Consider the following 26,623-nt stretch of genomic DNA (forward strand, 5'->3'; position numbering starts at 1 on the left):
TAAAATATTATTCATATAATTTTATCTGAATAAATTTTATTTTGATGTCATATTAGCAACTAATAAATGATTTTTTTCTTATATCTATTTATATAATGCCTGTTACCCAAAGATCATTACACGGGAAATAAATTTACATTTTCAAAGAGAACCTATGTTAATAAAATCTAAAATTAGATTCTTTTAATTTATATATTACCCTAAACTATATCTATAATTTTTAAATTTGCAGAAATCAAAATCATTCGAAAATGAATAAAGAAGAAATTTTATTTCAATTAAATGCATCTTCTTCTGATACCTTAATGCAAACATTAGGTATCGTTTATACAGATTTTACAGGAGACACTCTTACCGCTGAAATGGACGTAACTTCTACAGTACATCAACCGATGAGGTTTTTACATGGAGGAGCTTCTTTAGCTATGGCTGAAACCGTAGGTTCTTTTTTATCGATAACTACCGTAAATATTTCGGAATACCATGTTTTTGGTACCCAAGTTAACGGATACCATCTAAAATCTGTAAAAAATGGTAAATTAACTGCAACTGCAAAATTTATTAATAAAGGTAAAACCTCACATATAGTTGAAATTTCCATCTATTGTACTGATGAGAATGGAATTACTTTTAAAAACTGTCATGTAACAATGACTAACCGAATTATTCCCAAAAATAATTTTGCGTAATGTTATTTGAAATGGTAATTAATTGCATTGAAAAGAATATTCCTTTTGCCTTTATACGATTACCCAATAATAAACATATATATTTTATTAAAGAGGATAATAAAGGAATACGCAGCTATTCCTTTGTATCTTTCGATACTACAAAAAAATATTCTTTTCAATTTACTGAATTTATAGAATTAAAAGACCTTAGGATTAATAATAAATATGTACTGCCTTTAACTAGAAAAGAAAATACAAAAGTTATTTCTGAGAACAATTATTTAAAACTGCTTCGAAAAACAATTAATTATATTGAAAACAAACAGACGGAAAAAATAGTTATTTCTAGGGAAAAATGGATTGATAAAGACTCTATAGACCCAATTAATTCCTTTTCATATTTATGTGAAAAGTATCCCAATTCTTTTTGTCATTTAAGTTATTGGAATGAAAAAGAAATATGGTTGGGTGCCACTCCTGAGGTTTTAGGATCTTATGAAAATTCTCAATTTACTACCATGGCATTAGCTGGTACCCTGCCCGATAATAATTCTGCTCAATGGGAACAAAAAGAAATTAACGAACAAAAATATGTGACAGATTACATTTATGAAAAAATAAAAAAATATGTTCCCAGCCTTTCATTAAAAGGTCCTGAAACATTGCATTTGGGACATGTAAAACATTTAATAACTTACTTATCTGTACATTTAAAAAATACTACTCAATTATCTGAATTAATTCATTCCTTACATCCTACTCCAGCAGTTTGTGGAATTCCATTGGAGAGTAGTAGGAATTACATTTTAAAAAATGAAGGATACAATCGTGATTTTTATGCCGGCTATATAGGTTTGGAAACCCCTGATTTCGACAAGTATTTTGTAAATTTGCGCTGTGCAAGGCTTTATAATAACGGGGCTTTACTTTTTGTGGGAGGAGGGATAACCGCCCAAAGCAATCCTCAAAAAGAATGGACTGAAACAGAATTAAAAGCTAAATTTATTGGTGAAAGTCTATAAACAAATATAAATTATTTTATTAAAATAAACTTAATTGGTTTATATCAATTTTATTTGTTTTAGATTTCGTTTCTTTTTTAATATTTTTTGTAATACTTGACCCATTTTCAACGGCATCTCCATAGATGGTTTTGCCACCGTATTTCCAGGAATTATTCCTTTCATTTTCAATCCATTCCTCAAAATTATTATTAGGAATAAAATCTTTTTCTATCTCCATAGCAACTTTCGATAGATTTTTCAGTACTTGTAATTTATCATTTTCACCCAATTTAGATTGATTAATAGCCTTGTTGAATATTTCTATAGTTTCATCATATATTTTCGTAGGAACCGGAAAAGGATGACCATCTTTTCCTCCATGGGCAAAAGAAAATCGTGCCGGGTCAGAAAATCTTGAAGGAGTACCATGTATAACTTCGCTAACCAATGTCAAAGATTGCAAAGTTCTCGGCCCCACTCCTTGCAAGAGTAATAGAGATTCAACATCCTTTACTTCCGTTTCATGAGCAAGTACTAAAGCTGCTCCGAGTCTTTTCAAATTAATATCGCTTGCACAAACTTCATGATGATTGGGCATAATTAAATTAATTTCTTTCATGACCTTATCCGGATTTTCTTTAGTTAATCCTATAATGCCCTGCTTAGTCGCTTGTGCTTGTTGATCGGTTAAATTTAAAATTTCTCCTTTATTTTTTCCGTAAATAAACGAATGAGGAGTTTCTGTAAAGGATTTCACGGAGGACGACAACCAATGGTATCTTCTTGCCATCTTTTCATTACTATTCATTCCTTGTTGAATGACGGCCCAATCCCCTTCATCGGTAACAATAAAAGAATGTAAATATAGCTGGAAACCGTCTTGTACGGCACAATTATCAACCTTAGCCACCAACTTGCTTTTCTTAACAAGATCGTTACCATCTAATCCTGTTTTATTTGCGATTTGTAACAATTCTATAGGAGTATTACGAGATGATTTTCCTCTTCCTCCACAAACATAAATCCCTAGTTCAAGGGATCTTTGATTGATTGCTTTCTTTAGAGCATTCATTACTGATGTTGTTATCCCCGAAGAATGCCAATCCATTCCTAATACGCAACCTAGAGATTGAAACCAAAATGGATCACTAATTTTTTGCAACAACATCTTCTTACCGTATTCTTGAACAATTGCCTCTACAATTGCACCTCCTAATAAACTCATCCTTTTAGCTAACCAGGCAGGTACTGTACCGTAATGTAAAGGCAAATCTGCATATCCCTTCTTCATAGAATAAAGATAGTGAAAAATAATTATTTCCCTGAAAATAGTTTATATCTAAAAATTGTGGTACAATTAAATAAATTAATTTTTAACTGGAACACATTTTAACTAAGAGTTTTTCTGCAATAATATTACTTAAAACTTCTTCCCTATTTTGTCCAACAACAGATATGGTAATGCTTCCGTCAAATTCTTCAATCGACTTAATTTTAAATTTAATACCTAAATTAAAATTTTTAGAATTCAAATATTTTAAAAAATCTTTTGAACTATGGATAATAGCCGACAATTCTACCGTGTCTCCAATATTATATTCGCTTAGCTTTTTAAAGCTTACCCATTCTATATTTCCTTCCTTATCCGGTATAGGTGAACCATGAGGATCAAATTTAGGATAATCTAAAAGTTCGTCCATTTTATTAAAAAACTTTTCGGAATGTATATGCTCTACTTGTTCGGCTATTTCATGAACATCTTCCCAGCTAAATCCCATTTTGTCTACCAAATACATTTCTGTTAATCGGTGTTTTCTCAAAATAAGTGCAGCCTCTTTTTTTCCTTTTTCTGTAAGCCTAATCGGTTTATAGCTCTGATAATATACCAATCCTTTAGTATAAAATTTTTTCATCATGCTATTCACGGTAGGCATTTTTATCTCTAAGGATTGACTTAATGCCAAAGTAGATACCTCTCCCTCTTCATCAGACAGGTTATATAAAGCCTTTAGATAATTTTCTTCGATAGATGAAAACATATACAAATATATTAAAATATTCATTTCTTGAAATTAAATAATCTAATTGCTAAAAATATAATAGTGAAATAAATTTGTTAGACTAGTCTAATTTTTTATATTTGCTGATCTAAAAATTAAATATTATGAAAAGAGGTTTAACTATATTGCTTATATTATCCATAGGATCTTTATATTCTCAAGGGGTTAAAGACTCACTTAATAACAATAAAGAAAAAACAGTTGGAGAAGTAGTAATTACTGGAACAATGAAAGAGGTGAGAAAATCTGACAGTCCTGTTCCAGTTGAAATTATTACGCCAAAATTATTTCAAAAAAACCCTACTCCTAGCCTTTTTGATGCTGTCGGAATGGTTAACGGGGTTAAGCCTCAAATCAATTGTAGTGTATGTAATACGGGAGATATCCATATAAATGGTATGGAAGGACCTTATACCATGATTTTAATTGATGGTATGCCAATAGTAAGCGGTCTATCTACAGTATATGGTCTCAGCGGGATACCGAATAGTCTAGTAGAAAGAATAGAAATTGTTAAAGGTCCGGCTTCTTCTTTATACGGATCCGAAGCAATGGGAGGTATTATAAATGTAATTACTAAAAATCCTCAAAGAGCGCCCAAATTTGCAGCAGATATTTTCAGTACTAGCTGGGGAGAACTTAGTACCGATTTATCATTAAAATTCAATGCCGGTAAAAAAATAACTAGCTTATTAGGAGTAAATCATTTTTATTACGATAACCCTATTGATGACAATCACGATGGTTTTACCGATTTAACGGTGCAAAATAGAATTTCGGTATTTAATAAATGGAATTTCAAAAGAGATCAAAACAGAGTAGCCAGTATAGGTTTACGCTGGGTTAATGAAGATCGATGGGGAGGCGAAATGAATTGGAGCAAAAAATACCGTGGTAGTGATGAGGTATATGGAGAAAGCATCTATACCAAGCGAGCAGAAGTAATCGGATTATACCAATTACCTTTCGAGGAAAAGATATATACACAATTTTCTTACAATTGGCACGATCAAAATTCATGGTATGGAGATACTCCTTACATGGCCACCCAACAAGTTGGATTTATTCAAAGCTACTGGGACAAGTCCATAAAAAATCATAATATCTTAATGGGAGCCTCTTTTCGATATACTTATTATGATGACAATACACCTGCTACCGCTTCTGCAGACGGTTTAAAAAATAAACCTTCAAAAACCCCGCTACCTGGAGTATTTTTACAGGATGAATGGAAAATTAACGAGATGAATAAGTTGTTGTTGGGATATAGATACGACAATGACAAGCATCACGGAAATGTCCATTCTCCAAGAGTTGCTTACAAATTTTCTCCTAACTCAACGAATACTTTGAGAGCCAGTTTCGGTACTGGGTTTAGAGTGGTAAATATATTTACAGAAGATCACTCCGCTCTGACCGGAGCCAGAGAGGTTATTATTTTAAATTCTTTAAAACCAGAAAGATCGTATAATGGGAATTTAAATTATGTTAAAAAAATAATGTCAACAGATTTAAATTTAAATCTCGATATTACCGGATTTTATTCATATTTTACTAATAAAATAATTGGTGATTTTGATACCGATCCTACTAAAATTATCTACGATAATTTAGATGGTCATGCGGTGTCCCAAGGAATTTCTCTAAATACAGAATGGTCTTTCCTAGCTCCAATTAAAATTATGGCTGGAGTAACTTATATGGATGTTTACACTAAGGAAAAAGATAATGACGGTAGTTATATAAGAACTGATCAATTATATGCCCCTAAATGGTCCGGTACATTTGTTATGACCTATACTTTTCCTAAAAAAATTGCTTTGGATTTTTCTGGTCAATGGAATGGAAAAATGCGATTGCCTATTGAGCCTAACGATTTCAGAAGTGAATATTCTCCTTGGTATTGTATCGCAAATATTCAATTATCTAAAAAGTTCGATAACGGTATTGAAATTTACGGAGGAATAAAAAATTTATTCAATTTTACTCCTAAAAATCCTATCATGCGTCCATTTGATCCTTTTAATAAAGACGTGAATAATCCAGTAACCAATCCTAATGGTTACACTTTTGACACATCCTACAATTATGCATCATTACAAAAAATGCGAGGATTTTTAGGGGTTAGATATAATTTTTTCTAGTTATTTTAATGATTTTAAAAAAGATAAACTTTACATAAAAAGATTGCACCTATAATTAAGTGAAATAATAAGAAGATCATATTTATTTTTATGGTAAATTAGCGCTTTATAAAAGATAACTATGATACTTTTACCTTGTTTCTATTTTCCACCGATCTCATATTTCGAAATTTGGACAAAATCAGATAAAAGATATTTAGAACAATGGGAAAATTTTCCAAAACAAACCTATCGAAATCGTTGTCTCGTACAAGGAGCAAATGGTAAGCTGCCTTTGATTATTCCTATAGACCATTCGGGAGCTCGAATCATGAAAGATATTAAAATATCTTATACTTCATCATGGCAAAAATTACATATAAAATCTTTGCAATCTGCCTACCAAAGTTCTCCATATTTTGAATACTATGAAGATAAATTAGTCAATCTATTGGAAAAAAAAGAGACTTTTTTATTGGATTTAAATGTAAAAACATTGGAATGGGCCTTTTCTATTTTAAAAATAGACGATACTTATATCCGTACCAATGAATATGTAAAATTTCCTGAATGTACAGATGCCCGCGAGGCATTCAATGCAAAAAAAGAAAGTTCTTATTATAATAAAAAATATATTCAAGTATTTTCAGACCGTTTCCAATTTATGAATGATCTTTCGATCATTGATCTTATTTGCAATCTTGGCCCGAAATCTGCTAATTATCTTACTAATGTCGAATAAAAATAACAATTAAATGAAGATAAAACTATTAAGCTTAAGCATCGCTTTTACTTTAATTACTGCTACAGCATTTTCACAAGATACTAATCAGGCAGTCGATTCGATTGCTTTAAAGAATTGGTATCATCAAAGCTATGAGAAAACCGGTATCTATGGCGTTGGAACCAATGATGCTATCAATTTTTTAAAATCTAAAGGTCTAAAGCCCTCCCCTATTATTGTTGGAGTTATCGATAGTGGAGTTCAAATCGATCATCCCGATTTAAAAAACAATATATGGGTTAACTCGAAAGAGATTGCCAATAACGGTAAAGATGATGACGGTAATGGATATACTGATGATATACACGGATGGGATTTTATTGGTGGAAAAGATGGAAAAGACGTTGATCATGATACCATGGAATCAACTCGTATTGTTTCCTTATACGAAAAATTATTTGGAAAAGATTACTTTGAAGTTGATGATATTCATGAAAAGAACAGAAAAAAATTTCCGAATGAATTCAAAGAATATGTAAGAGCAGTACTTGTTTATGAAAAAGAATTAAAAGAGGCTAAAATGTCATTATCCCAAATCGATGAGCAAAAAGAGATGATTAGACAAATGACTGATATATTGCAAAAAGCGTTGGGCGATAAACCTATGACTATTGAAAATATTAATGCAGCAGAATTTACAATACCTCAATATAAAACAGCTTTTCTTCAAATGCTCGAAAATAATAGCGATCTTGAAGGAAAAAATGCTACACAAATTAAGATGCTAGCCGACAGTGAAATGGGGGAAGCTGTACAATACTATTCAGGAAAAGTAGATTACATGCTAAATAAAAATTATGACCCTCGAAGTATTGTTGGTGATAATTATGCTGATATTAAAGAAAAATACTACGGCAATAATGAAGTAGAAGGCCCTGATGCTTTACATGGAACTCACGTATCCGGCATTATTGCTGCAGAAAGAAATAACAAAATCGGCATGGACGGTATAGCCGGAGATGTTGCTAAAATTTTGGTTGTTAGAGCAGTTCCGGATGGAGATGAAAGAGATAAGGATATCGCAAATGCTATTCATTATGCCGTTGATAATGGAGCTAAAATCATTAATATGAGCTTTGGAAAACCATTTTCTCCAAATAAAGAAAGAGTTTGGGAAGCTATGAAATATGCAGAGAAAAAAGGTGTTTTAATGGTACATGCTGCAGGTAACGATAACAAAAATGTGGATACGGAATATAATTATCCAACTAATTTTAAGGATAATGAAAATAAATCTTTCGTAAATAATTGGATTACGGTAGGTGCTAGTACTCGTTACAACAATTCTTTAAAAGCGTCTTTCTCAAATTACGGAAAAGAAAAAGTTGATATTTTCGCACCTGGTTTAGAAATTTATTCTACAATTACGAAAGGTAAATATAAATTTTTACAAGGAACTAGTATGGCTTCTCCGGTGGTTGCAGGTTGTGCGGCTTTATTGTGGGCTTATTTCCCTCAATTATCCGCAGAACAAGTTAAAGAAATATTATTTATTACCGCAAACAAATCAACTACAGCTGTTGAAGCTGGTGGAGAAAGTGATAATAGTCCTGCCATTACAACTACCTTTGACCAGCTATCCTCAACCGGAGGAGTAGTAGATGTATATAGAGCAGTAAAATATGCTTACGACAATTTTAATCCAAATAAAAAATCAAAAAAATAATTCTAAATTAATTAATAAAAAAAAGCTATTTTATATAAAATAGCTTTTTTTTATTGTAATAATTTTATTTTAATTAAGAAATTTTGCTTACACCTTCAGTCAAAGCTTCAATAAAGTTTTTTAATGGCTTTTCAACCATAGTTGAAATAAACATATTAAATTTTCCATCGAAGGTAAATTGTACTTCACTTGAATTTTCTGATACTTCATTAAGAAGAAGGCTTAAGTCAAAATTTAAGGTTTCTTTAGCTGAACTTAGTACAATTTTGGAATACGGAATTCTTTCTTTCATTTTCAAGGCTATTTCAGGCATTCCTTTTAATGCAAAAACAAAACCATCTTCATCTGCCTCAAACTTATCAATGTTTTCAGGCATGAATTTTTTAAATTCAGAAGGCTGAGAAGCTAACGAATATATTTCTTCTGCCGATTTATTAACCAGTATTTTTTCTCCTTTAATATTCATTTTTGTACATTTGATAAAAACAATTACAAATGTACAAAATTTCTGTAAACGAAAGATTTCTTACCATAGGTAAAGGAAAAAGAAAACAGGCAATTAACCTTCCATATGAAAGTTTGGAAACTCTTAGATATGCCTTGGATATTTTGTACCATACCCAGGTAAAATCTGTTCATATTTTTACCGATGAGAAGAAAAAGGTTTGGAAAAAATTAAAAAAAATAGCTACCCCGGTCTATGCCGCCGGAGGTCTTGTCAAAAAAAATAATGACAACTATTTATTTATAAAGAGAAACGGTCTATGGGATCTACCTAAAGGACATGTTGAAAAAAATGAAACATTTAAAAAGGCTGCCGTTCGTGAAGTAGAGGAAGAATGTTCACTATCAAACGTGAAACTTAAAAAATATATTACAACTACCTACCATGTTTACATTTCAGAAAAAAAATATTATCTGAAAATAGTAAAATGGTATAATATGGAATACAAAGGCAAAGAAAAGCCTAAGCCGCAAAAAAATGAAGGAATTGAAAAAGCGCAGTGGTTTACCATGAAAAAGATTCCTATGCTTATGAAGAAAACTTATATTAATATCAAAGAATTGGTGACCACAAATGTTTTAGATGAATCTTGAGACAAATGATATACCTATAAATTAAAAAAGGAGTAATAAATATTACTCCTTTTTATTTCTTATATTTTTTTGCTTAGAATTCAAATTGCATTCCAAATTTAACTCCAAACTTATTTACGTCCCTCATATTTAGATAATTACCTCTCCAGTTAAAATCGACCCTGAAAATTCTTAAATTACCCAAACCTATATTTTCGATTCCAAATCCATATTCATAGTAAATATCTTTACTCGGAGCTATATAGTATATATTTGAAGCATTCATATTTTTAGATCCATCTGATATATCTCCCCAAGCTCCTCTAAAAATCAAGACCTCTCTAAGTTGTAACTTTTTCAACAAAGGTATATAAGAAAATATTCTTCCATTAAAATGATGCTCAACATGTAAAGCTGAATAAACATCCGTTACAAAATCATAATAGTCTAGTAGAGAAAATGTATTATTTACAATTCCATAGGATTGATTTCCCGGAATGACACTTAATAAAGATAAAGGAAGTTTATTAAATGATTTTCCGAATTCAAAAGTAACGTCGGTTTTACCAATCGGTCCCCAAAGTATAGGATGGTTGTACAGAAATTGAATTTTATCATAGTCAAAATCTCCGTCCAATACACCTTTTAATCCTTTAATATATTTTAAAATAAGTGTCGGAGATAAGGTAGTATGTTCATACCTATCCAACCCAAAACGAGAATATTTTGCTCCAGGTCTTGCCTGTATGCTGAAAGTAAGATGAGAATCGTATAAATCCTTTTTAATATTACCTTGCTTATCGTAATATCCGATATCAAATTTATAAGGATTACCTGATTTTATATATTGATAAGTTCCATCCAATCTTAATTGCACATTTTTCCAAGGTTCAATGGATAAAAAAGCATTGGTTTGATTTACGGAACTTAAATATTTGTTACTTCCTCTGGAAATAATAGATGAAGAAGCGAATGAACGAGTCATAATACCTTCATTTTCAGTAAGGGAAGTTCCCAATTGGGTAATATCCCTTTTCGTACCTACTCCCATAGTCAATCGATTAAATTTATTTAACATTAATCGACCTTCAAATCCATATTTAAATTGATCGTCTTTAAAACCGTATGCAGTATATCCTTCTACCCTCCACATGTCATTAGGTGAGAAAAAGGTTCTAGCCCCCAATCGTATTCTAGTTCCTTCCACATCATTATATCCTAATGTTTGATAAAGGTTACCTATATCGATGGCATTGCCTATATTCACATAACCTGAAGAAAGGATTTGTACTGCATCGACAATATTTCGGAATAATCGTGTTCTAGAAACCTTTTCAACCATTGCATAGGCCTTTTTATCATCTTCATTTAAACGGTCGGGACGATTATTAGCCCAAAAATCGTCTTTTCTGTTGTAAGCTCCTTCGGAAATAGGTTCCCACTGCTGATCCAAAAGCTTTTCAACGATATTTTGCGGTTCATCGAATTTGTAGTCATTATATGTAAGCGTTCTTTTCGCAAACATTCCTTTACCTTCTTCTTTTTTAGTAATTAGAGACATGTCCAATACCGTGTAATTACGTAAAGGAATAAAGATTGAATCGTTGACATTGTCGTAATCTAATTCCATATAAATATCTTTCACAAAGTTTACGTTTATACCTGAGGTAGATTGCAATGTAACTTGTTTTACTGCATATGTATCCTTTGTGATATATAAGTCACCTTTGAAGGTTAACTCATTGTGTCTTCGAGGCCTGTATTTTATATAGTAGCAGTCTACACCATCTATGGAAACAGTATCGGATAATAAATAATCATAGACAGAGAACCCTATCGTTGATACGGGGCTGGTAAAACCTTTGTTAAAGAAATTTAAAACGTTATCATAAATGTTAACATCCTTATACAAATTTTTAACCGTATTGGCTACAATATCGTTATTCGGTATTCCCGATGCTTTATTTCCCCTAAGAAAAGTTTTTTCTCGTTTTGACGGAGTATTTTGTCCTACTATATCAGAAAGAGATTCGTTAAGAAACAGAGGAATATAGGTTTTACCTGAAATATCTAAAGTATCTATGTCTTTTGAAGAAATGTTTAATTTTTTAAAGATTTTCTTGCTGATAAAAGCGCTATCGACGTTATTTAAATCGAATTCAATTTTTTCGTATTCTTTATATTGATAATTCTTAAAATTGGTAAGTCCGTTAGATCTTCTTCTTTTCCATAGCTCACGCAAAATGCGATAGGCCGGATTTTCTTTTTTTGGTAAACGCTTTTTAGGAAAACCAGTAACGACCACTTCATCTATTTGTTTCTCTTTACTTACTGTTCCTTTATCCAATGATGTTAAATTTACAATCAATCCTAAATTATCTCCTCTTTGTAAGGGAATGTATTTAATGGGATATTTATCTGTGATTATTTCTAAACTGTCAATATATTTATTTGATTCTAATTCAAAATTACCATTACTGTCAGTAGATGAATATACTTGTGTATTATTCAAAAAAATATCGGCATCAGGAATAGGCTGTCCAGTTTTTTCATCTAAAAGCTGTCCAGTTACTCTAACGTAATTTACTTTTTGATCTTCTTCTGGATTATTATTTGTTTGCGGATTTATTTGTGGGGCAGTACGGATTGTATCCGGGGTAATTATAGACGAATCTATTTTATCTTCGTTAGAAAATTTTATAATCAAATTTAAATTTTGATCGCTACTTATTGGAACAATTTTTTTCTTATACGTTTCGACCTGAATAACTAATGAATCAAAATTTTGGGGAGACTCTAATAAAAAATATCCTGTATCATTAGTTAGTGTTGAGATTTCTGGAGCCTTAAGAAAAAATACTTTAGCCCCTTTTATCGGGCGTTGTATCTCTTGATCGATAATTACTCCGGTAATTTTAACCTGTGCATTCAAAAATAAACTAAATAAAAATGCAAATAAAAAAAGGAATTTATTACTCATTGAACGTTAATTAAAAATAAAAACTTTCGTTTGTAGATATCGAACAAACGAAAGTATATGTATAAATATTATATTATATGTTTATGGCGCTTAACAAAACAAAAAACTTTACCGTTTTTCAAGAACTTCATCGATAAGACCATATTTTTTAGCTTCAGAAGCAATCATCCAATAATCTCGATCGGAATCTTTTTCAATTTTTTCGAAAGTTTGTCCTGAATGTTCTGCCAATATCTCATAGAGTTCTTTTTTCAATTTTAAAATTTCCTTTAAGGTAATTTCCATATCGGACGCTTGTCCTTGCGCTCCACCTAAAGGTTGGTGAATCATAATTCGAGAATGTTTTAATGCTGATCTCTTTCCTGCCGCTCCTGCGGTTAATAAAACAGCTCCCATAGAGGCTGCCATACCAGTACAGATCGTTGCTACGTCCGGTTTTATTATTTGCATGGTGTCGTAAATGCCTAACCCTGCATATACTCCTCCACCAGGAGAATTTATATATATTTGAATATCTTTGGAAGCATCTGTACTTTCTAAGAATAGCAGCTGTGCTGTGACTATATTAGCGATCTGATCATCAATTCCCGTTCCCAAAAATATTATTCTGTCCATCATTAATCTTGAGAACACATCCATTTGGGCAACGTTTAGTTTTCGTTCTTCTGTTATATAAGGAGTCATGGAATTTACATACTGATCAACAAACAAACTATTAATTCCCTTATGTTTTACCGCATACTTATGGAACTCTTTTCCTAAATCCATATTTATTATCTTTTTACTTCTATTTTTTTATTATTTTTTCTCACTAAAATTATACCAAACCACTACAGCTAAAGATAAGACTTTATTTTGTCAGCTATTTCTACAAATTCTTCCGGGCTAAGTGTCAGCTTATTTCCAAAATTCATATCCCCAACGGAATTTAATGGAATTAAATGCACATGTACATGAGGTACTTCCAATCCTTGTACTGACATGCCAACCCGTAAGCACGGAATAGCTTTTCCTACTGCCTGAGCAATGGTATAGGTAAAATCCATTAATTCATCATATTCTTCTTTTGGCAAATCAAACAGCTTATCGGTTTCTTTTTTAGGAATAACCAATACATGTCCTTTTACCACAGGAAAAGCATCTAAAAAAGCAAGATGTGTTTCGGTTTCAGAGATCTTATAACAGGGTATTTCTCCCGCTACTATTTTTGAAAATATACTTGACATAGGTTGTAATTTTAAATATTAATCCAAAGAAATTTCAAGAATTTCAAAGTTAATACGGTTACCGTTAGGTAAATTTATTTCGGCAAGCTCTCCTACTTCTTTTCCTAAAAGACCTTTAGCAATCGGAGTATTTACAGAAATTTTACCCGCTTTTAAATCGGTTTCCGTATCCGGAACCAAGGTATACTTCATCTCTTGACTATTGGCTACATTTTTAATTCTTACGGTGCATAATATGGCTACCTTAGAGGTATCTACCTGTGATTGATCTATAATTTTAGAGTTAGAAATAACATCTTTAAGCTTTGCAATACGCATTTCCAGCAAACCTTGTGCTTCTTTAGCCGCGTCGTATTCTGCATTTTCCGATAAATCTCCCTTATCCCTAGCTTCAGCAATTTGCTGAGTTATTTTAGGTCTCTCTACTTGCTCTAACTGATCGAGTTCTTTGCGTAATTTATCTAAACCTTCTTTCGTTACATAATTCATGATACTATTTTTTGTAATTTTGCGTTGTAATTGTTGTAATTATTAAATATAAAAAAAATAACCCGATGCTTTTCAGTCGGATTATCTATATGCAAAGTTAGCAAATTTATTATGATTAAAAAATTATTTCTTTATATATTATTAATTTCACATCTATTCATCTTTATACAATGCGAAAATGGAAACAAAACAATTAGTTGTTTTCCTAATTCTTCTATAAGTTTCTCTGCCGATCTCAATTTACCTCAATTTAGAAATTTAGCAAGTATTGGAGGCTATGCCTATATTGAAGGTGGTCCATTAACAGGAACCAACGGACTTATCTTGGTTAGAATCAGTCCTAATCAGTTTAAAGCTTACGATAGAAATCCTCCGCATATTTGCCCCGGTGCTAATACAACATTGGAAGTGAAAAATGATATTTATTTGTTTTGTCCGGAAGACGGCGCCAAATGGATACTAACTACCAATCAGCCTTTAGAGGTAACTGACAGAAGTGCTAAAGAATATAATGCGCAACTTGTAGGAAATACAGTTATAATTTCTTATTAATTTACACAATAATATGCTTAGATATAAGTTGTATAACGTATAGGTTTGCTATATAAAAAATTAAGCACATTGCCTGAGCAACTGTGAATTGTTTTCAAATTTTGTTAACTAACTACTAATGCTTATTTTTTTATGATTTTTCGAAAATTATTACTTTCAAACTTTAATAGCTAAAGGATACATTATATTAAAAGTATGGAAAAGTAATTTGTATTGTTTAAAATTTATGAAAAAGCAATAAAGATCAATAAATATTTTTATATTATTTATTATTATTTTTAATTTTATTAACTTATCTTACTATATTTCAGGTAGAAACATCTTTCTTTTTTCTATTTTTTTCATTTATTTATTGAGCAACTTATATTTATTGAGCAACTTAATGTATTCCCATATGAATCATTATAAAGCTTAGATGCTTTATTATTTATGTTTAAATAACTTATTCTCATCTCGGCATCATTTTATTATTTCTATATTTCTACACTAAATTGTTTCTGTAAATATTTTAATAGCTGATCAAAATTTTCATAAGTCTGTAATGATATTATATTTAAAAATAACTATTATAAAATAATTTAATTTGCTCGAATTGAGTTTTTCACTCATCTTTTTTATTATTAAAATTATTAGTTATTTTATTCTCCATCCCTTAAAATTATTTTACGGTTATTTAGATTTTCACCTATAATCATAACATTTCCATCATATAAAAAATATACTTTTTTATTTTCGTATATTTTCAATTCATGAGTATGGGAAGCCTTATGTGTAACTGTTGCTCCTCGTTCTCTTCTTTGTATAGCCTCCAATCGATCAATCATTGTTTTATTATTTTTACATAACTCTCCCTTTTTAAAGATTTGGTTTTTCGATAAATACTCTCTTACAGCTTCAATATTTTCAGGTGTTTAAAAAGCTTCCTCGATTGGTCTTTCACCTGCTTCTATATGGTTAAGCCCCCTCTATAGCCATCTTCGGCTATAGTATCAAAAGTTTTTTTCCACCAGTATGTTCAAATGCTTCTGCCTCTCTGCTTTGGCAGGGACTTCCCTCTCCTAGCTTTTTACCTTTGCGGTTTCGTTTTCTTAATCTTTGAAGGACTAGGCGTTTTAAATATAAAAGCAGAATTTATTCTACTTTTTGTAATTATCTCATTCTGCATGATAGTATCGGATGAAGCCATAAGTGCGTCGGCTTTGAAATTGAAATGATCTTCTTTAAAACCTGGAATATTGTGTATACCGAAAATGATATCGTACGGAAATTGCTTAAATAAACCATCATCAACCGTCACTTTTCAACCTATAACAACTCTTCAACTGATTGGAAAATGACATGCAATGTGCTATCAAAGTGACGTGTTTCGGCAAGATATTTCGCTGCACACAGCCAAATAGTGGTATAACTATCATAGCCACCGCTGTGGGTTTGACTGCTCCATGGTTTTCCTGATGCTTCGACAATACGTAGTGAATCAATGTTAGCTCTAATACCAATATTTTTATCACTAGTATTATTTTTTAGAACACCAACCACAACGGTTTTTGCTAAACCTAGATGTACTTCATCGTCGCACACAGCCAATCTATTAACAATTAAATCGCTGGTATTCTGTTCTTCATAACCTAATTCAGGATATTAACAAATTTGATGACGAATATCAATACACGCTTGCTCTGTTTTTCTAATCGTTTCCATAATATACTGCATTTTAGGCTCCTAATTAATCTGAATATTGTTAGGAAAAAATAAAAAGAAGGGAACTGCACATCTAAACTAAGATCAAATTTAAAGCCTGTAAACGACTTAATCAGTAAAACAGCTTAGATAAATAAATATACAATAACCGCCATTCTTGTTAATATCGATTATTTCTATCATGTAATATTTGAAAATTATTATGTCGAACCACCATTTAGATAGGAACTGTTCGAAAAAATGAGAAAAGAATGCGTTAAATTAATTGCATTAGTATCAATTGGAAAAAATGGTTTTAGCTAACAGAGATGCTTTCATTCATTTAGTTAATTAATTAATCTAAACGTGTGCAATATCTTAATTAAATCTTTTCACACCAATAAATAGGAATTATTTTTTCAGTTATACTGATTTAAATTTAAATAACTTCTAAAAATTGGTTTGGTACATTATCCGTTAACCAAACGCCATTATCGGCTAAATAAAACTTAATACCTTGTTGATACATAGTTAAAGCACTAACTCTTAATACAACTGGTTTTCCATGACGTTTACCAACAGCTACAGCTGTTTTTTTATCAATTGAAAGATGAACATAATGACGTTCGCCTGCAATCAAACCTTGTTGAATAATCGAACCAAGAAAACGGGTTGCTGTACCATGATATAAATATTCAGGTGGAATTTTTTCTACATGTACTATGTTAACTTGATTAGTCGAATGACCTTGAGCTGCACGAATTTTTAAACCATCTTCGGACAGAGTAAAGCGTTTTTTATCACTAGTTATAACGACTTGTGTAATTAAATCTTGAGAAATTTGCTGATGATGTTTCTTCGCTTGCCGAATTAACATATCTATTCCAACCCAACCATCACTATCTAATGTGATACCAATAGACTCTGGTTTATGCCTTAAAACATAGCTTAAAAATTTACTAATCTTCTCTAAATCTTTACTCGTACGTTTAATATTTAATCTTTTACTCATGTGGTTAATATCTGAACTATTAAATTTTACTTTTTATCAAAAGTAATACAAGGTATATTTCTAATATTATAAAAATATACTAAGAATTATCAAGCATATATACCATATAAAATGCAAAAATATTAATCAAATAATAAACACTCCTAAATTATTTTTACAAAAATATTGACTAGCAAAATTTAAATGGCGACTGCTGCAACAATCAATAACTTTTCATCGATTTATTCTAAAAAGTTTTTTGCGAGATCCTTTAAATCAGCTTTTGTAATAGGTTTCCCGGTTTCTAGTTCTCGTGCTTTTATAGCCTCGTCTAAAACTCTTACTTCTGAGTGAGCAGCTAACTCCATTCCACCAGCATCAAAAATAGATTTATCCAAACCATTTCCCATTTCAAACGCCTCTGCATCTCTGCTTTGGGCAGGAGCTTCTCCCTCCTGGCTTTTTACCTTTGCAGTTTCACTATCTCCGTCTTTGGAGGACTAGACGCCTTAAATAAAAAAACAGAATAAATTTTGCTTGTTGTATTAGTAATTATCCCATTCTACATATAGATATAAACTTCTATAAAAATAGCTTATTTCAAAGATTTGCTATTTTTATTTTTTTTCGTTTCCTGATCTAACAGACTAAATAAATAGGGTATTCTATATTTACCGAACATATTTCTAATGTTTTTGGCAGAAATTTCTAAATCTAATCCTGCTGAAGTTACATATAAAGGTTTTATACTTTCTCCCCTATATATTTCTTTTACATAATTATTTGAATTTTTATGGAAAGCATTTTTTGCAACTCCTATAACTGGTTTTTCTTGTAATAAGTACTCATATAAATAATATCCTAAACCAGGTTTTCCTTTATCATCCAGATAAACATATCCATCTATAATTATTTCTTTAATACGATTTAAATCAATATTATTTAAAAGATCTATAATACAAGGCAATTCTCGTTTATAAAAATTACCTGGTTCATAGGGTAATATTTCATGAGAATATGAAACTAGTATTTGCTCTTCTTTTTCACTTCTCCAATCTTTGAAAAGTATTCCTACGGTTTTGGCTTGGTTCTCACAATAATATACATCAATAGCTAATTTCATTCGAATTTATAATTAATTAATTCTTCATTGGATAAGGTGAAAAGATAAGAAATTTTTTCGGGTAATCGATTTATTATTGGTTTATGATTGTCTATTTTTTCAATTTTATTGTTATTTATATGGATATTTTTAAATAATCATTATTCCATACAATATTTACTGATCTTAAGTTACCTTTCTCCTCAAATTCTTTGGAAACTCCAAAAGTTACATTTCCTCTACATTCATTAATTTGCTCTATTTTTCCATTATGAATAATAAATATATTCTAAACCTGTTTTTTTTCCATTTCTTACCTCAAATTTCCAAATAATAATATCTCCATCTTTATCTATAACAGTACTATTATAAGGTATAGTTAAATTATTATCTATATAATAATCCGATTCTCCTGAAATAGGATCATCTTTTAAATAAAGCTCTTTAAAATATTTTTCCATTATATATTTAATTATGACCATGAGTGTTAATACCATCTGTTAAAATGCCGCAATGAAGGTATTGTATTTTAGGTTTAAAATAATAACAATCATAATTAGAAAACAGCAAATATTTATTCAAATTTATAACAAATTAAATCTTCATTATTTAATAAAAGCAAATATTTGATTCTATCGGGTAAACTTAGATTTGAAATTCGTTTCTCATCTATCTCTATTTCTGCAATTTTATTATTTACAATATAAATTGTTTTAAGATAACCATTATTCCATACTACAGCAACAGAGGTTAAATTTCCATCTTCATCATACTCTTTGGATAATCCAAATTGTAAATTATTTTTATATTCAGATATTTGTTCTAAATTCCCATTAGAATTAAAAACTTTCTCTATTCCATTTTGTTTTCCATCTACAACTTTAAATTCCCAATTAACAACTCCTTGGTCTTCATCAATCACTAAACCTGAATAAGAATAGATCAGATCTTTATCTAAATAATAAATGGTTTCACTTGTATCTATATCTCCTTTTGTATATAATTCTTTTATATTTTTTTTCTTCATGATTTAATTTTAATTGTGTCCCCCTACAGTTTCTACACCGTTTGTAATATATGAACAATTTGGGCATCTGTGAAAAGGTGTATTACTTGGCATATGCCTATTATGTAATTTGAAATCATTTAAATCAGCTTCTGTAATAGGTTTACCCGTTTCTAGTTCTCGTGCTTTTATAGCCTCGTCTAAAGCTCTTACTTCTGCATGAGCTCCAGCCCTAGTATCTATATCTAAAGGCATTTTACCTTCATCAATTAGTTTTTGTTATGCCTTAATTCTTTCTTTTATAATTGGATGTGCATCCTCTACAAAATTAGTATATCCATCTTTACCCATTTCATTCTTAAAAAAATTTTGTCCATAAAATGTTTTCACTGTCGTTAGATCATATATACCTGATAGGCATGGACCATTTGATTTATTACTAAAACAAGGAACTTTATCTTTTGCTTTTTGTATTAATTCCTCAGCTTTTTTAGTAACCTCTTCAATAAATTTTTGTGCATTAAAAGTTTTAGGCACAGGTTCTGCTTCAAACGCCTCTGCATCTCTACTTTGGGCAGGGGCTTCTCCCTCCTGGCTTTTTACTTTTGCGGTTTCACTATCTCCGTCTTTGGAGGACTAGGCATCTTAAATAAAAAAGCACAATAAGTTCTGCTTTTTATAATAATAGTATTTTAGTAATTATCCCATTTATCAATCCATTCTATATCTTCATCGGTAAATTTATCCCATTTTCCGTCCGATTGTGGAATATGTGGATTTTAAGTTCCCAATTCATTCATTATATATTCTACTACTCCTTTTTCATCCGAAATAACATATATAAATTCATGTATTTCACCAAATAGTTCATTATCTTCTGTAACAAACCATATATTATTTTTTTGATTATCTTCTTTTGCTAAGAATGATTGAATCTTAAAATTTCCATTTCCTTTAATATTCGAATATCTATCTTGATAATCTTTAGCAATCTGTAGAACTGTTTCTTTATTCAATTTCATTATAAAAAATTTTAAAATTCGTATAAATTAGTTTTCTTATTAAAATAAGGCTAATAACCATTCTCTACATATATAAGATATAAGCTTATGTAAAACTAATTTATTTCAAAGATTTCAATTACTTGATTATCTGTCAATTTCATTTATATTATTAAGTTCATCTTTTCCAGTTGACCTAATTATACACCTACTTTATTTATTTGGTATTATCAAGAAAATAGAATTACTTCAAATCAATATTTAAAGTTATTTATTTTTAAGTGAGTTGATTGCTTCTATTTTATAAAAATTCATAAAACATAATTGTTTTTTTATCTAAAATTTCACCAGATAATTTATCTATATAACAACCCCAGTATCCAGGAGTATATCCTTCTTCTTGTAATATATAATCATCTGCTAAAAAAGGATACCAAATGGGAGATTCTATACCATCTTTTATTTCTCCAAATCTATTTTCTCCAAATTCTAATTTTGTTTTAAAAAATTCTTTATTAGCTATTCTTTGAGCATCTGTATAGGATATATTTTTACTATCTCTATAATTAATGGGAGCAATTAATATTTGAATTTTATTTTGTATAAATATTTTTTTTAAATCTCTGATTTTTTTTAAATCCAAATTTAATCCAATAAACCCTTTATTTTTCCACCAATTTATATTATTATTTTCATTTAATATTTGAGGATCTTTATCTAAAGCTTTTTTTAAAAATATATCATATAATTTTTTCATCATTTTATTTGTTTGTTAAAATTACTACTTTACCTTGTCCATTAAAACGCCCCATGCTGTCTCAAATTCAGATGTAGAAATAGTATAACTTGAACCCTTACCTATTGGTAAAGGATCTCTAATAGTTACTTGTCCATTGTTTATTCCATCAACAATAATAGCATGTCCACCATTACCATTATTAACACTAACTATAGCAGACCTACCATCAGATAGAGCACTTTCTAATTGATCAATAGTCATAGCCGATTTATTTGCCTCTATATTTTCTATTCCCATTTTATTTAATGCTTCAGGAATATTAAAAATGTTAGATCCTTGAAAAGGATCATAATTCATAGCTTCTGCAATTTCTGAGATAGGTTTTTCTATTCCAAGATCCTTTAATAAAATATCTAAAGATGTTATAGCACAATCAGCTGGGCCTAATTGTCCTTGTTGGGTTTTAGAAGTTTCAACTTTCTCTCCATCAAAATACAAATCTGTATCTAAATTCTTACCCATTTCAAACGCTTCAGCATCTCTGCTTGGGGCAGGAGCTTCTCCCTCCTGGCTTTTTACTTTTGCAGTTTCACTATCTCCGTCTTTGGTGGTTTCAATGTCTAGATTAAAGTTAAAAAAGAGAGTATTTAATCCTCTTCCTTAATTATTATTATATTAAAATTTTATCTTATATTTTAATACATTAACTAAAAATCTTATTAATTACTAATTGATAATCTTTTACCTCATTCATAGTTAAAAAATGACCATCTAATTTATCAATATAAAAGAATTCAAAATTTGGTTCAATATCTAATAAATAGTTTTCAACTTTAAAACAATAATAAATAGGTGTATCAAGCCCTTTTAAAATTGTTTTTGAATAATTTCCCTTATTCTCTATGAAATTAAATACTTTATGCTCAGCTTCTTGATAAGAGATATTAACTTTATCATATTTATTATCATATATCCAAGAAACCCCCCCCTTTTTTCTAATTTCTTTTGATATTGTTTGCGCTTGTCCTAAATCATATAATTGATTAGAGTTTATTTCTTTTAGTACATTAATATCTAATTGATCTTTTACGTCTTTATAAATAGCTATTTTATACATAATGTTTATTTTTAAAATATGACAACTTTACCTGTTTGATTTTCAAATCTTCCCCACGCATCTTGAAATGTATTTTCAGGAATTGTATATGAAGAGCCTCCATTTATTGGAAGAGGATCTCTAACAGTTACTTGTCCATTTTCAATTCTATCAATAATAACTGAATGTGCACCTTGTCCATCATTTACACTAACTATAGCTAAATTTCCATTTTCTAGACCTGTTTTTAACTGTTCATATGATACTTTACCAGATGTAGTAGTAATATCTAAACCTAAATTTTCAATAGCTTTTGGTATATTTAACATATCCACACCACTTCCAAAATTTTGTTCTAAGGCATGAATTAAGTCTATTCTTTCAATATTGCTATATCCCATATCTTTAAGAATCATATCCAATGTCGTAGCAGTACAGTCATAATCCGTAAATTGCCCTTCAAGTGTTTTTTGTGTTTCTACATTGACTTTTCCCTTATCAAAATATGGGTCTACATAAGCATCTTTTCCCATTTCAAACGCCTCTGCATCTCTGCTTTGGGCAGGAGCTTCTCCCTCCTGGCTTTTTACCTTTGCAGTTTCACTATCTCTGTTTTTGGAGGACTAGGCATCTTAAATAAAAAAGCAGAATAAGTTCTGCTTTTTATAATAATAGTATTTTAGTAATTATCCCATTTATCATCCCATTCTCCATTATTCATCCGTTCTATATCTTCATCGGTAAATTTATCCCATGTTTCGTCCGATTCTGGAATATGTGGATTTTTAGTTCCCAATTCATTCATTGTATATTCTACTTCTCCTTTTTCATCCGAAATAACATATATAAATTCATGTATTTCACCAAATAGTTCATTATCTTCAGTAACAAACCATATATTATTTTTTTGATTATCTTTTTTTGCTAAGAATGATTGAATCTTAAAATTTCCATTTCCTTTAATATTCGGGTATCTATCTTGATAATCTTTAACAATCTGTAAAACTGTTTCTTTTTTCAATTTCATTACAAAAAATTTTAAAATTCATATAAATTAATTTTCTTATTAAAATAAGGCCAATAACCGTTCTCTACATAATAAATATAAGCTTCTGCATGATTAATTTGTTGAGGAGTTAAAATCTCTTTATTTTTCATCAATTGCTCATAAACATACGTTTCTTTTTCCAATCTTGTTTGCTTATTATAAGCTTCATCTCCTAATTTAGACCATTGTTCGGCATGAAATCCTTCGTGCATGGCATCATAAGTTTTAGGTGGTTTCTTTAAATACAAAGTTTTTTTACTAGAATCAAATCCAGCTACATGTTTATCTCCTAATATTTTACCTTTTGTATCTAGTTCTATTTTTATTCCCAAATCAGCCATTTTCTTTCTAAAATCTTTAAATTCACGCGAAGTCATCATTCTTTCGCCTTCTGCATTATATCTGGCTTCCCTTTTCATGGAATCACCTTCAAACGCTTCTGCCTCTCTGGTTTGGGCAGGGGCTTCTCCCTCCTGGCTTTTTACTTTTGCGGTTTCATTATCTCCGTCTTTGGTGGTTTCAGTGTCTTTAGCTTTTGCTTCTTTTTCTTTATTAAACAACGAATCTTCCAGTTCCCTTTTTCCTTGTCCTACCGGAGCTATCATCATAGCCATTCCTGCCCAATCTTGCCAGGTACCCTGTCCGGTTACAATATTTTTAACCGAGCCGTAAGCACCGGTTTCCAAACCTACGGTTCCTTTGGCAAAATCGGTAACGCTGGCTTCTCCTGTATTTCCGTAGGTAGCAGCTGTATTTTGCACTCCCATAACTCCCCGCAATCCTAATCCAAATTTACTAAAACTTTCTATAAAATTTACCTTTAAATTAGTAGGAATAGATTTTCCAAAATTCAGGGCAGCACGTCCCAATCCTTTCCATCCGGCAGAAACAAAAGCACTGGCACCTCCGCTCAGGGCAGCACCTCCCATTCCTACGACAGCACCTCCCATCATTCCTTCCATTAATCCGCCAATGTAATTAGCCACACCTAAGCTTATTGCCTGAGACCAATTCTTGATATGCGGTGCAAAGGTTATGACTCCTCCGGCTTTGCATTTCATCTGATGCCCACCGGTAATTCCGGGAGAACCCTGAATAATCAAATCTTTTTTACTTCCCAGCCATTTTCTTCGACCTCCCATTTTCTGACCGCAAAGTAAACCTCCCATTACTGCACCAATGGTTGCCCCTCCTAATCCTGCCAGTGCGCCTATTGCGATAAGGGCAGCCCCTCCGGTAGCCACGGTAACCACCCCTATAACCACAGCTCCTACCACTAAAACGGCAGCTACTATAGCCATCAATAACATATACTTTTTACAACCGAAGTCTATCCAGCTGCTGGTTGCTTTGTCTTCAACCGTTATATATTTTTCTCCGGATTTTTTTTTGCTTCCCTCACGAGTTCCCTGCAATTGTGCCGGTACATTCCCCTGGGTGCATATCCAAAAGTCTTTTTCTGTTATTATTTTATTTCCCATGATTTATTATGCTTTTAGTAGAACCTGTTTTCGTTTGAGAAAATATATTCGCATTCTGGTATCATACTTTAGACACTGTATTCCCCAGGTTTTTATCTCTATATACTCATTTTGTTTATCGGGGGTTATTTTCTGCATGGCTAGTGTATGACATACGACATGAGAGTCTATAAAAGTCTTATTTTTTATAAAATGTATGGTAATTCTCCCTATTTGCATTGCTTCAATTATAGTTAATCATCTACCAGAAATCTGCTGGACGGAAAATTTTTCTGATTCTTGTCATCAGAAACCGAGATATTATGCTTTTTTGCATAAATTTCCCATTGTTTGCTTTCATAAATTTCCCATTGCTCTTTCGTATATTTTTTTCCATTTATTTCTTTATACACTTCTTTTTCTTTTTGGGTAGGAAAATGATCTTGTATTGCCTTACTTTTTTCAGTATATTTTGGAGATTGATTCTTCAATTTTTCTTTATACTTTTCTTCACTCATAAAGTGATAGGATACTTTTGTATAAAGATTAGCAGCGGCTTTTTCTTTTCTATGGATAATTGCTTGTGCCAGTCGTCCGCTTCCAGGTTCTATTTGATAATTTCCTGTTTCTTTCATTTGAGTAAACAGTTTAGATATATCTATTTTTTCAGCAAATTGGCTATAAGCTTTGTTATAAAATCCGGATGATAATAAAAATGAAGGCTTCATTTCTAAGTAAATGTGTTGCGAATCAACAGATGTTATTGATATATCCCACTGCACATTGGCTGAATTAAAAAAATTAGGCTTAACTATTCCTTTTTCTATATAAGGAAGTTCTTTTCCATATACATAAGAAAAATATGTGGTGAAAAATTCGTTGGCTTGTATTGCTTTCTTTATCTTATCAGGGGTAGAAAATAATTCGTCATTTATCTGAATAATACCTTTAATATCGGGGGTATGCTCTACAGATTTCAGTAATTCTTTCTTAGTTTGTTCCCACTTTTGCTGTATTACATCCAGATTATGTATCTGTCTTATCATCCCTTTTTTGTCTATTGTTACATGCAGTTCATTATACATGCGTGAGAAGACCTGAGAAACCTGGGAAACTTCTTTTACCATAGGATTATTAGTCTCTAATAAAATATGATCTAGTAAAACTAGGCGAATTTCCAATGAATGATCTGCAACCTTTATTACCGTAAAATCCCAACGCATCTGTGTAGTTGTAGTAATGTGCATGTCTACCGCCTGCATATCCGAATCTATAATGAGCGTATATTGTTCATTAAACGGTTTTTTTATTTGTACTGTCATAATATTTTATTCGTTATATGATTAATTAACAAATACATCTCCTCCGTCCAATTTAGTAGGTCCCCCGGTAATATGATTGGCTTTGGAAGCTATTAAAACGGCATTTCCCCCGTTAACACCAAATCCGGTTTTGGCAGTTGATAGAATTTTATCTCCATTAATTGTTATAGTTCCGTCATTATTAATTGAAATTATATTACTGCCCACTTCTAAAGTAATATTGGTATTCGCTTTCAAGGTAATATTTCCTCCAGCATCCATAAGAAGTTTAGCTTCTCCATCCGGGCTTCCTTCTTTAGCTCCTACGGTAATAGCTTGAGTAGAAGCAGCTCCTATAGAGGAGTTTCCCGCCCCATCAAACTTCATATTTACCCCTCCATTGTCTGTTAGCAAAGCACTCCCATCTTTATCGTTAAACCGAAGCTTATTTCCGGTAGGGGTTTGCAATCCTTTGATATAATTTCCTGCCCCTCCATGTCCGGATTTTCCTCCTCCGTTGAACATTGCCCCTAAACTTACCGGCTTCTCTGCATTTCCGTTTTCAAA

Annotated in this window: 32 protein-coding genes and 1 pseudogene; 7 read left to right on the forward strand and 26 right to left on the reverse strand. The window is 31.0% G+C overall.

Annotation, left to right across the window (positions count from 1 at the left end; genetic code table 11):
- The first annotated feature begins 251 nt into the window (after positions 1-251).
- Both Q0T35_RS07520 and Q0T35_RS07525 read left to right on the forward strand, forming a co-directional pair.
- A complete protein-coding gene (locus Q0T35_RS07520; protein WP_295841638.1) occupies positions 252-689 on the forward strand; it encodes a hotdog fold thioesterase in 438 nt (145 codons plus the stop codon).
- A complete protein-coding gene (locus tag Q0T35_RS07525) occupies positions 689-1,693 on the forward strand; it encodes an isochorismate synthase (protein ID WP_295841639.1) in 1,005 nt (334 codons plus the stop codon). The genes Q0T35_RS07520 and Q0T35_RS07525 overlap by 1 nt, the downstream gene beginning before the upstream one ends.
- Positions 1,694-1,712: 19 nt before the next feature.
- Here the strand turns inward: Q0T35_RS07525 and Q0T35_RS07530 are convergent, their stop codons facing one another.
- Together Q0T35_RS07530 and Q0T35_RS07535 are read right to left on the reverse strand one after the other, a co-directional pair.
- Positions 1,713-2,966 (reverse strand): DUF763 domain-containing protein, encoded by a 1,254-nt coding sequence (locus Q0T35_RS07530; RefSeq protein ID WP_295841641.1) that lies wholly within the window; start codon positions 2,964-2,966, stop codon positions 1,713-1,715.
- Between the two features lie 82 nt (positions 2,967-3,048).
- On the reverse strand, positions 3,049-3,714 hold the full coding sequence (locus Q0T35_RS07535; protein WP_295841643.1) for a metal-dependent transcriptional regulator: 666 nt from the start codon (positions 3,712-3,714) through the stop codon (positions 3,049-3,051).
- Positions 3,715-3,839: 125 nt separating this feature from the next.
- Here Q0T35_RS07535 and Q0T35_RS07540 point away from each other — a divergent pair, with 125 nt between their 5' ends.
- From Q0T35_RS07540 to Q0T35_RS07550, 3 genes are all read left to right on the forward strand, one after another.
- Entirely contained in the window at positions 3,840-5,879 is a 2,040-nt protein-coding gene (locus Q0T35_RS07540; RefSeq protein WP_293918926.1) for a TonB-dependent siderophore receptor, read from the forward strand.
- Positions 5,880-6,000: 121 nt separating this feature from the next.
- The gene (locus Q0T35_RS07545) at positions 6,001-6,600 is read left to right on the forward strand and encodes a WbqC family protein (RefSeq protein ID WP_295841646.1); all 600 of its coding nucleotides are present in this window, start codon (positions 6,001-6,003) and stop codon (positions 6,598-6,600) included.
- A gap of 13 nt (positions 6,601-6,613) precedes the next feature.
- The gene (locus Q0T35_RS07550) at positions 6,614-8,308 is read left to right on the forward strand and encodes a S8 family peptidase (RefSeq protein WP_295841650.1); all 1,695 of its coding nucleotides are present in this window, start codon (positions 6,614-6,616) and stop codon (positions 8,306-8,308) included.
- 73 nt (positions 8,309-8,381) lie between these two features.
- Here the strand turns inward: Q0T35_RS07550 and Q0T35_RS07555 are convergent, their stop codons facing one another.
- A complete protein-coding gene (locus Q0T35_RS07555; protein ID WP_293919092.1) occupies positions 8,382-8,774 on the reverse strand; it encodes an SRPBCC family protein in 393 nt (130 codons plus the stop codon).
- A 29-nt stretch (positions 8,775-8,803) separates the two neighbouring features.
- Here Q0T35_RS07555 and Q0T35_RS07560 point away from each other — a divergent pair, with 29 nt between their 5' ends.
- Positions 8,804-9,406: an NUDIX domain-containing protein gene (locus Q0T35_RS07560; protein ID WP_295841652.1), complete on the forward strand. Its 603-nt coding sequence runs from the start codon at positions 8,804-8,806 to the stop codon at positions 9,404-9,406.
- 73 nt (positions 9,407-9,479) lie between these two features.
- Here the strand turns inward: Q0T35_RS07560 and Q0T35_RS07565 are convergent, their stop codons facing one another.
- From Q0T35_RS07565 to greA, 4 genes are all read right to left on the reverse strand, one after another.
- Positions 9,480-12,365: a DUF5686 family protein gene (locus Q0T35_RS07565; RefSeq protein WP_295841653.1), complete on the reverse strand. Its 2,886-nt coding sequence runs from the start codon at positions 12,363-12,365 to the stop codon at positions 9,480-9,482.
- A gap of 108 nt (positions 12,366-12,473) precedes the next feature.
- Positions 12,474-13,133 (reverse strand): ATP-dependent Clp endopeptidase proteolytic subunit ClpP, encoded by a 660-nt coding sequence (clpP, locus tag Q0T35_RS07570; protein WP_295841655.1) that lies wholly within the window; start codon positions 13,131-13,133, stop codon positions 12,474-12,476.
- A gap of 68 nt (positions 13,134-13,201) precedes the next feature.
- On the reverse strand, positions 13,202-13,591 hold the full coding sequence (locus Q0T35_RS07575; protein ID WP_295841656.1) for an HIT family protein: 390 nt from the start codon (positions 13,589-13,591) through the stop codon (positions 13,202-13,204).
- A gap of 18 nt (positions 13,592-13,609) precedes the next feature.
- Positions 13,610-14,080: a transcription elongation factor GreA gene (gene greA, locus Q0T35_RS07580; protein WP_293919100.1), complete on the reverse strand. Its 471-nt coding sequence runs from the start codon at positions 14,078-14,080 to the stop codon at positions 13,610-13,612.
- 111 nt (positions 14,081-14,191) lie between these two features.
- Between greA and Q0T35_RS07585 the strand changes: the two genes are divergently transcribed.
- The gene (locus Q0T35_RS07585; protein WP_293919101.1) at positions 14,192-14,632 is read left to right on the forward strand and encodes a hypothetical protein; all 441 of its coding nucleotides are present in this window, start codon (positions 14,192-14,194) and stop codon (positions 14,630-14,632) included.
- A gap of 638 nt (positions 14,633-15,270) precedes the next feature.
- Here the strand turns inward: Q0T35_RS07585 and Q0T35_RS07590 are convergent.
- The 19 genes and pseudogenes from Q0T35_RS07590 to Q0T35_RS07680 form a co-directional block, all read right to left on the reverse strand.
- Positions 15,271-15,456, reverse strand: coding sequence for a hypothetical protein (locus Q0T35_RS07590; protein WP_295841657.1), 186 nt, complete (start codon positions 15,454-15,456; stop codon positions 15,271-15,273).
- Positions 15,457-15,698: 242 nt separating this feature from the next.
- Positions 15,699-15,929, reverse strand: coding sequence for a hypothetical protein (locus Q0T35_RS07595; RefSeq protein ID WP_295841659.1), 231 nt, complete (start codon positions 15,927-15,929; stop codon positions 15,699-15,701).
- 8 nt (positions 15,930-15,937) lie between these two features.
- Positions 15,938-16,213: a hypothetical protein gene (locus Q0T35_RS07600; protein WP_295841661.1), complete on the reverse strand. Its 276-nt coding sequence runs from the start codon at positions 16,211-16,213 to the stop codon at positions 15,938-15,940.
- Between the two features lie 538 nt (positions 16,214-16,751).
- Positions 16,752-17,324 carry an RNA 2'-phosphotransferase gene (locus Q0T35_RS07605; RefSeq protein ID WP_295841662.1) on the reverse strand — a complete coding sequence of 191 codons (573 nt, stop codon included), beginning with the start codon at positions 17,322-17,324 and terminating at the stop codon, positions 16,752-16,754.
- Positions 17,325-17,545: 221 nt separating this feature from the next.
- Positions 17,546-17,713: a hypothetical protein gene (locus Q0T35_RS07610; protein ID WP_295811874.1), complete on the reverse strand. Its 168-nt coding sequence runs from the start codon at positions 17,711-17,713 to the stop codon at positions 17,546-17,548.
- Between the two features lie 185 nt (positions 17,714-17,898).
- Positions 17,899-18,426: an endonuclease V gene (locus Q0T35_RS07615; RefSeq protein ID WP_295841664.1), complete on the reverse strand. Its 528-nt coding sequence runs from the start codon at positions 18,424-18,426 to the stop codon at positions 17,899-17,901.
- A 248-nt stretch (positions 18,427-18,674) separates the two neighbouring features.
- Positions 18,675-18,866: a hypothetical protein gene (locus tag Q0T35_RS07620; RefSeq protein WP_295841666.1), complete on the reverse strand. Its 192-nt coding sequence runs from the start codon at positions 18,864-18,866 to the stop codon at positions 18,675-18,677.
- Between the two features lie 113 nt (positions 18,867-18,979).
- Positions 18,980-19,432, reverse strand: coding sequence for a hypothetical protein (locus Q0T35_RS07625; protein ID WP_295841668.1), 453 nt, complete (start codon positions 19,430-19,432; stop codon positions 18,980-18,982).
- 9 nt (positions 19,433-19,441) lie between these two features.
- Positions 19,442-19,666 (reverse strand): YwqJ-related putative deaminase, encoded by a 225-nt coding sequence (locus tag Q0T35_RS07630; protein ID WP_295841671.1) that lies wholly within the window; start codon positions 19,664-19,666, stop codon positions 19,442-19,444.
- Between the two features lie 24 nt (positions 19,667-19,690).
- A complete protein-coding gene (locus Q0T35_RS07635; protein ID WP_295841674.1) occupies positions 19,691-19,948 on the reverse strand; it encodes a hypothetical protein in 258 nt (85 codons plus the stop codon).
- 242 nt (positions 19,949-20,190) lie between these two features.
- The gene (locus Q0T35_RS07640; protein ID WP_295841676.1) at positions 20,191-20,433 is read right to left on the reverse strand and encodes a hypothetical protein; all 243 of its coding nucleotides are present in this window, start codon (positions 20,431-20,433) and stop codon (positions 20,191-20,193) included.
- A gap of 280 nt (positions 20,434-20,713) precedes the next feature.
- Entirely contained in the window at positions 20,714-21,169 is a 456-nt protein-coding gene (locus tag Q0T35_RS07645) for a hypothetical protein (RefSeq protein WP_295841678.1), read from the reverse strand.
- 24 nt (positions 21,170-21,193) lie between these two features.
- Positions 21,194-21,673, reverse strand: coding sequence for a cysteine peptidase family C39 domain-containing protein (locus tag Q0T35_RS07650; RefSeq protein WP_295841680.1), 480 nt, complete (start codon positions 21,671-21,673; stop codon positions 21,194-21,196).
- A 181-nt stretch (positions 21,674-21,854) separates the two neighbouring features.
- Positions 21,855-22,268: a hypothetical protein gene (locus Q0T35_RS07655; RefSeq protein ID WP_295841682.1), complete on the reverse strand. Its 414-nt coding sequence runs from the start codon at positions 22,266-22,268 to the stop codon at positions 21,855-21,857.
- Positions 22,269-22,279: 11 nt separating this feature from the next.
- Positions 22,280-22,780 carry a cysteine peptidase family C39 domain-containing protein gene (locus Q0T35_RS07660; RefSeq protein ID WP_295841684.1) on the reverse strand — a complete coding sequence of 167 codons (501 nt, stop codon included), beginning with the start codon at positions 22,778-22,780 and terminating at the stop codon, positions 22,280-22,282.
- A gap of 146 nt (positions 22,781-22,926) precedes the next feature.
- Positions 22,927-23,274, reverse strand: a complete 348-nt coding sequence (locus Q0T35_RS07665; protein WP_105246236.1) for a hypothetical protein — start codon at positions 23,272-23,274, stop codon at positions 22,927-22,929.
- Positions 23,275-23,285: 11 nt separating this feature from the next.
- A complete protein-coding gene (locus tag Q0T35_RS07670; protein ID WP_295841691.1) occupies positions 23,286-24,776 on the reverse strand; it encodes a zincin-like metallopeptidase toxin domain-containing protein in 1,491 nt (496 codons plus the stop codon).
- 233 nt (positions 24,777-25,009) lie between these two features.
- Positions 25,010-26,077, reverse strand: a complete 1,068-nt coding sequence (locus tag Q0T35_RS07675) for a hypothetical protein (protein WP_295841698.1) — start codon at positions 26,075-26,077, stop codon at positions 25,010-25,012.
- Between the two features lie 21 nt (positions 26,078-26,098).
- Positions 26,099-26,623: pseudogene (locus tag Q0T35_RS07680) on the reverse strand (hypothetical protein); the annotation flags it as partial.

Source organism: uncultured Apibacter sp., from assembly GCF_946479295.1.
Lineage (GTDB): Bacteria > Bacteroidota > Bacteroidia > Flavobacteriales > Weeksellaceae > Apibacter.

What these genes read in the sequence shown, in the direction of transcription:
- Q0T35_RS07520 (WP_295841638.1), top strand. Translation starts at nt 252, where the DNA reads ATGAATAAAGAAGAAATTTTATTTCAATTAAATGCATCTTCTTCTGAT.
- Q0T35_RS07525 (WP_295841639.1), top strand. Translation starts at nt 689, where the DNA reads ATGTTATTTGAAATGGTAATTAATTGCATTGAAAAGAATATTCCTTTT.
- Q0T35_RS07530 (WP_295841641.1), bottom strand. Translation starts at nt 2,966, where the DNA reads ATGAAGAAGGGATATGCAGATTTGCCTTTACATTACGGTACAGTACCT.
- Q0T35_RS07535 (WP_295841643.1), bottom strand. Translation starts at nt 3,714, where the DNA reads ATGTTTTCATCTATCGAAGAAAATTATCTAAAGGCTTTATATAACCTG.
- Q0T35_RS07540 (WP_293918926.1), top strand. Translation starts at nt 3,840, where the DNA reads ATGAAAAGAGGTTTAACTATATTGCTTATATTATCCATAGGATCTTTA.
- Q0T35_RS07545 (WP_295841646.1), top strand. Translation starts at nt 6,001, where the DNA reads ATGATACTTTTACCTTGTTTCTATTTTCCACCGATCTCATATTTCGAA.
- Q0T35_RS07550 (WP_295841650.1), top strand. Translation starts at nt 6,614, where the DNA reads ATGAAGATAAAACTATTAAGCTTAAGCATCGCTTTTACTTTAATTACT.
- Q0T35_RS07555 (WP_293919092.1), bottom strand. Translation starts at nt 8,774, where the DNA reads ATGAATATTAAAGGAGAAAAAATACTGGTTAATAAATCGGCAGAAGAA.
- Q0T35_RS07560 (WP_295841652.1), top strand. Translation starts at nt 8,804, where the DNA reads ATGTACAAAATTTCTGTAAACGAAAGATTTCTTACCATAGGTAAAGGA.
- Q0T35_RS07565 (WP_295841653.1), bottom strand. Translation starts at nt 12,365, where the DNA reads ATGAGTAATAAATTCCTTTTTTTATTTGCATTTTTATTTAGTTTATTT.
- clpP (WP_295841655.1), bottom strand. Translation starts at nt 13,133, where the DNA reads ATGGATTTAGGAAAAGAGTTCCATAAGTATGCGGTAAAACATAAGGGA.
- Q0T35_RS07575 (WP_295841656.1), bottom strand. Translation starts at nt 13,591, where the DNA reads ATGTCAAGTATATTTTCAAAAATAGTAGCGGGAGAAATACCCTGTTAT.
- greA (WP_293919100.1), bottom strand. Translation starts at nt 14,080, where the DNA reads ATGAATTATGTAACGAAAGAAGGTTTAGATAAATTACGCAAAGAACTC.
- Q0T35_RS07585 (WP_293919101.1), top strand. Translation starts at nt 14,192, where the DNA reads ATGATTAAAAAATTATTTCTTTATATATTATTAATTTCACATCTATTC.
- Q0T35_RS07590 (WP_295841657.1), bottom strand. Translation starts at nt 15,456, where the DNA reads ATGATTGATCGATTGGAGGCTATACAAAGAAGAGAACGAGGAGCAACA.
- Q0T35_RS07605 (WP_295841662.1), bottom strand. Translation starts at nt 17,324, where the DNA reads ATGAGTAAAAGATTAAATATTAAACGTACGAGTAAAGATTTAGAGAAG.
- Q0T35_RS07610 (WP_295811874.1), bottom strand. Translation starts at nt 17,713, where the DNA reads ATGGGAAATGGTTTGGATAAATCTATTTTTGATGCTGGTGGAATGGAG.
- Q0T35_RS07615 (WP_295841664.1), bottom strand. Translation starts at nt 18,426, where the DNA reads ATGAAATTAGCTATTGATGTATATTATTGTGAGAACCAAGCCAAAACC.
- Q0T35_RS07620 (WP_295841666.1), bottom strand. Translation starts at nt 18,866, where the DNA reads ATGGAAAAATATTTTAAAGAGCTTTATTTAAAAGATGATCCTATTTCA.
- Q0T35_RS07625 (WP_295841668.1), bottom strand. Translation starts at nt 19,432, where the DNA reads ATGAAGAAAAAAAATATAAAAGAATTATATACAAAAGGAGATATAGAT.
- Q0T35_RS07630 (WP_295841671.1), bottom strand. Translation starts at nt 19,666, where the DNA reads ATGCCTTTAGATATAGATACTAGGGCTGGAGCTCATGCAGAAGTAAGA.
- Q0T35_RS07640 (WP_295841676.1), bottom strand. Translation starts at nt 20,433, where the DNA reads ATGAAATTGAATAAAGAAACAGTTCTACAGATTGCTAAAGATTATCAA.
- Q0T35_RS07645 (WP_295841678.1), bottom strand. Translation starts at nt 21,169, where the DNA reads ATGAAAAAATTATATGATATATTTTTAAAAAAAGCTTTAGATAAAGAT.
- Q0T35_RS07650 (WP_295841680.1), bottom strand. Translation starts at nt 21,673, where the DNA reads ATGGGTAAGAATTTAGATACAGATTTGTATTTTGATGGAGAGAAAGTT.
- Q0T35_RS07655 (WP_295841682.1), bottom strand. Translation starts at nt 22,268, where the DNA reads ATGTATAAAATAGCTATTTATAAAGACGTAAAAGATCAATTAGATATT.
- Q0T35_RS07660 (WP_295841684.1), bottom strand. Translation starts at nt 22,780, where the DNA reads ATGGGAAAAGATGCTTATGTAGACCCATATTTTGATAAGGGAAAAGTC.
- Q0T35_RS07665 (WP_105246236.1), bottom strand. Translation starts at nt 23,274, where the DNA reads ATGAAATTGAAAAAAGAAACAGTTTTACAGATTGTTAAAGATTATCAA.
- Q0T35_RS07670 (WP_295841691.1), bottom strand. Translation starts at nt 24,776, where the DNA reads ATGGGAAATAAAATAATAACAGAAAAAGACTTTTGGATATGCACCCAG.
- Q0T35_RS07675 (WP_295841698.1), bottom strand. Translation starts at nt 26,077, where the DNA reads ATGACAGTACAAATAAAAAAACCGTTTAATGAACAATATACGCTCATT.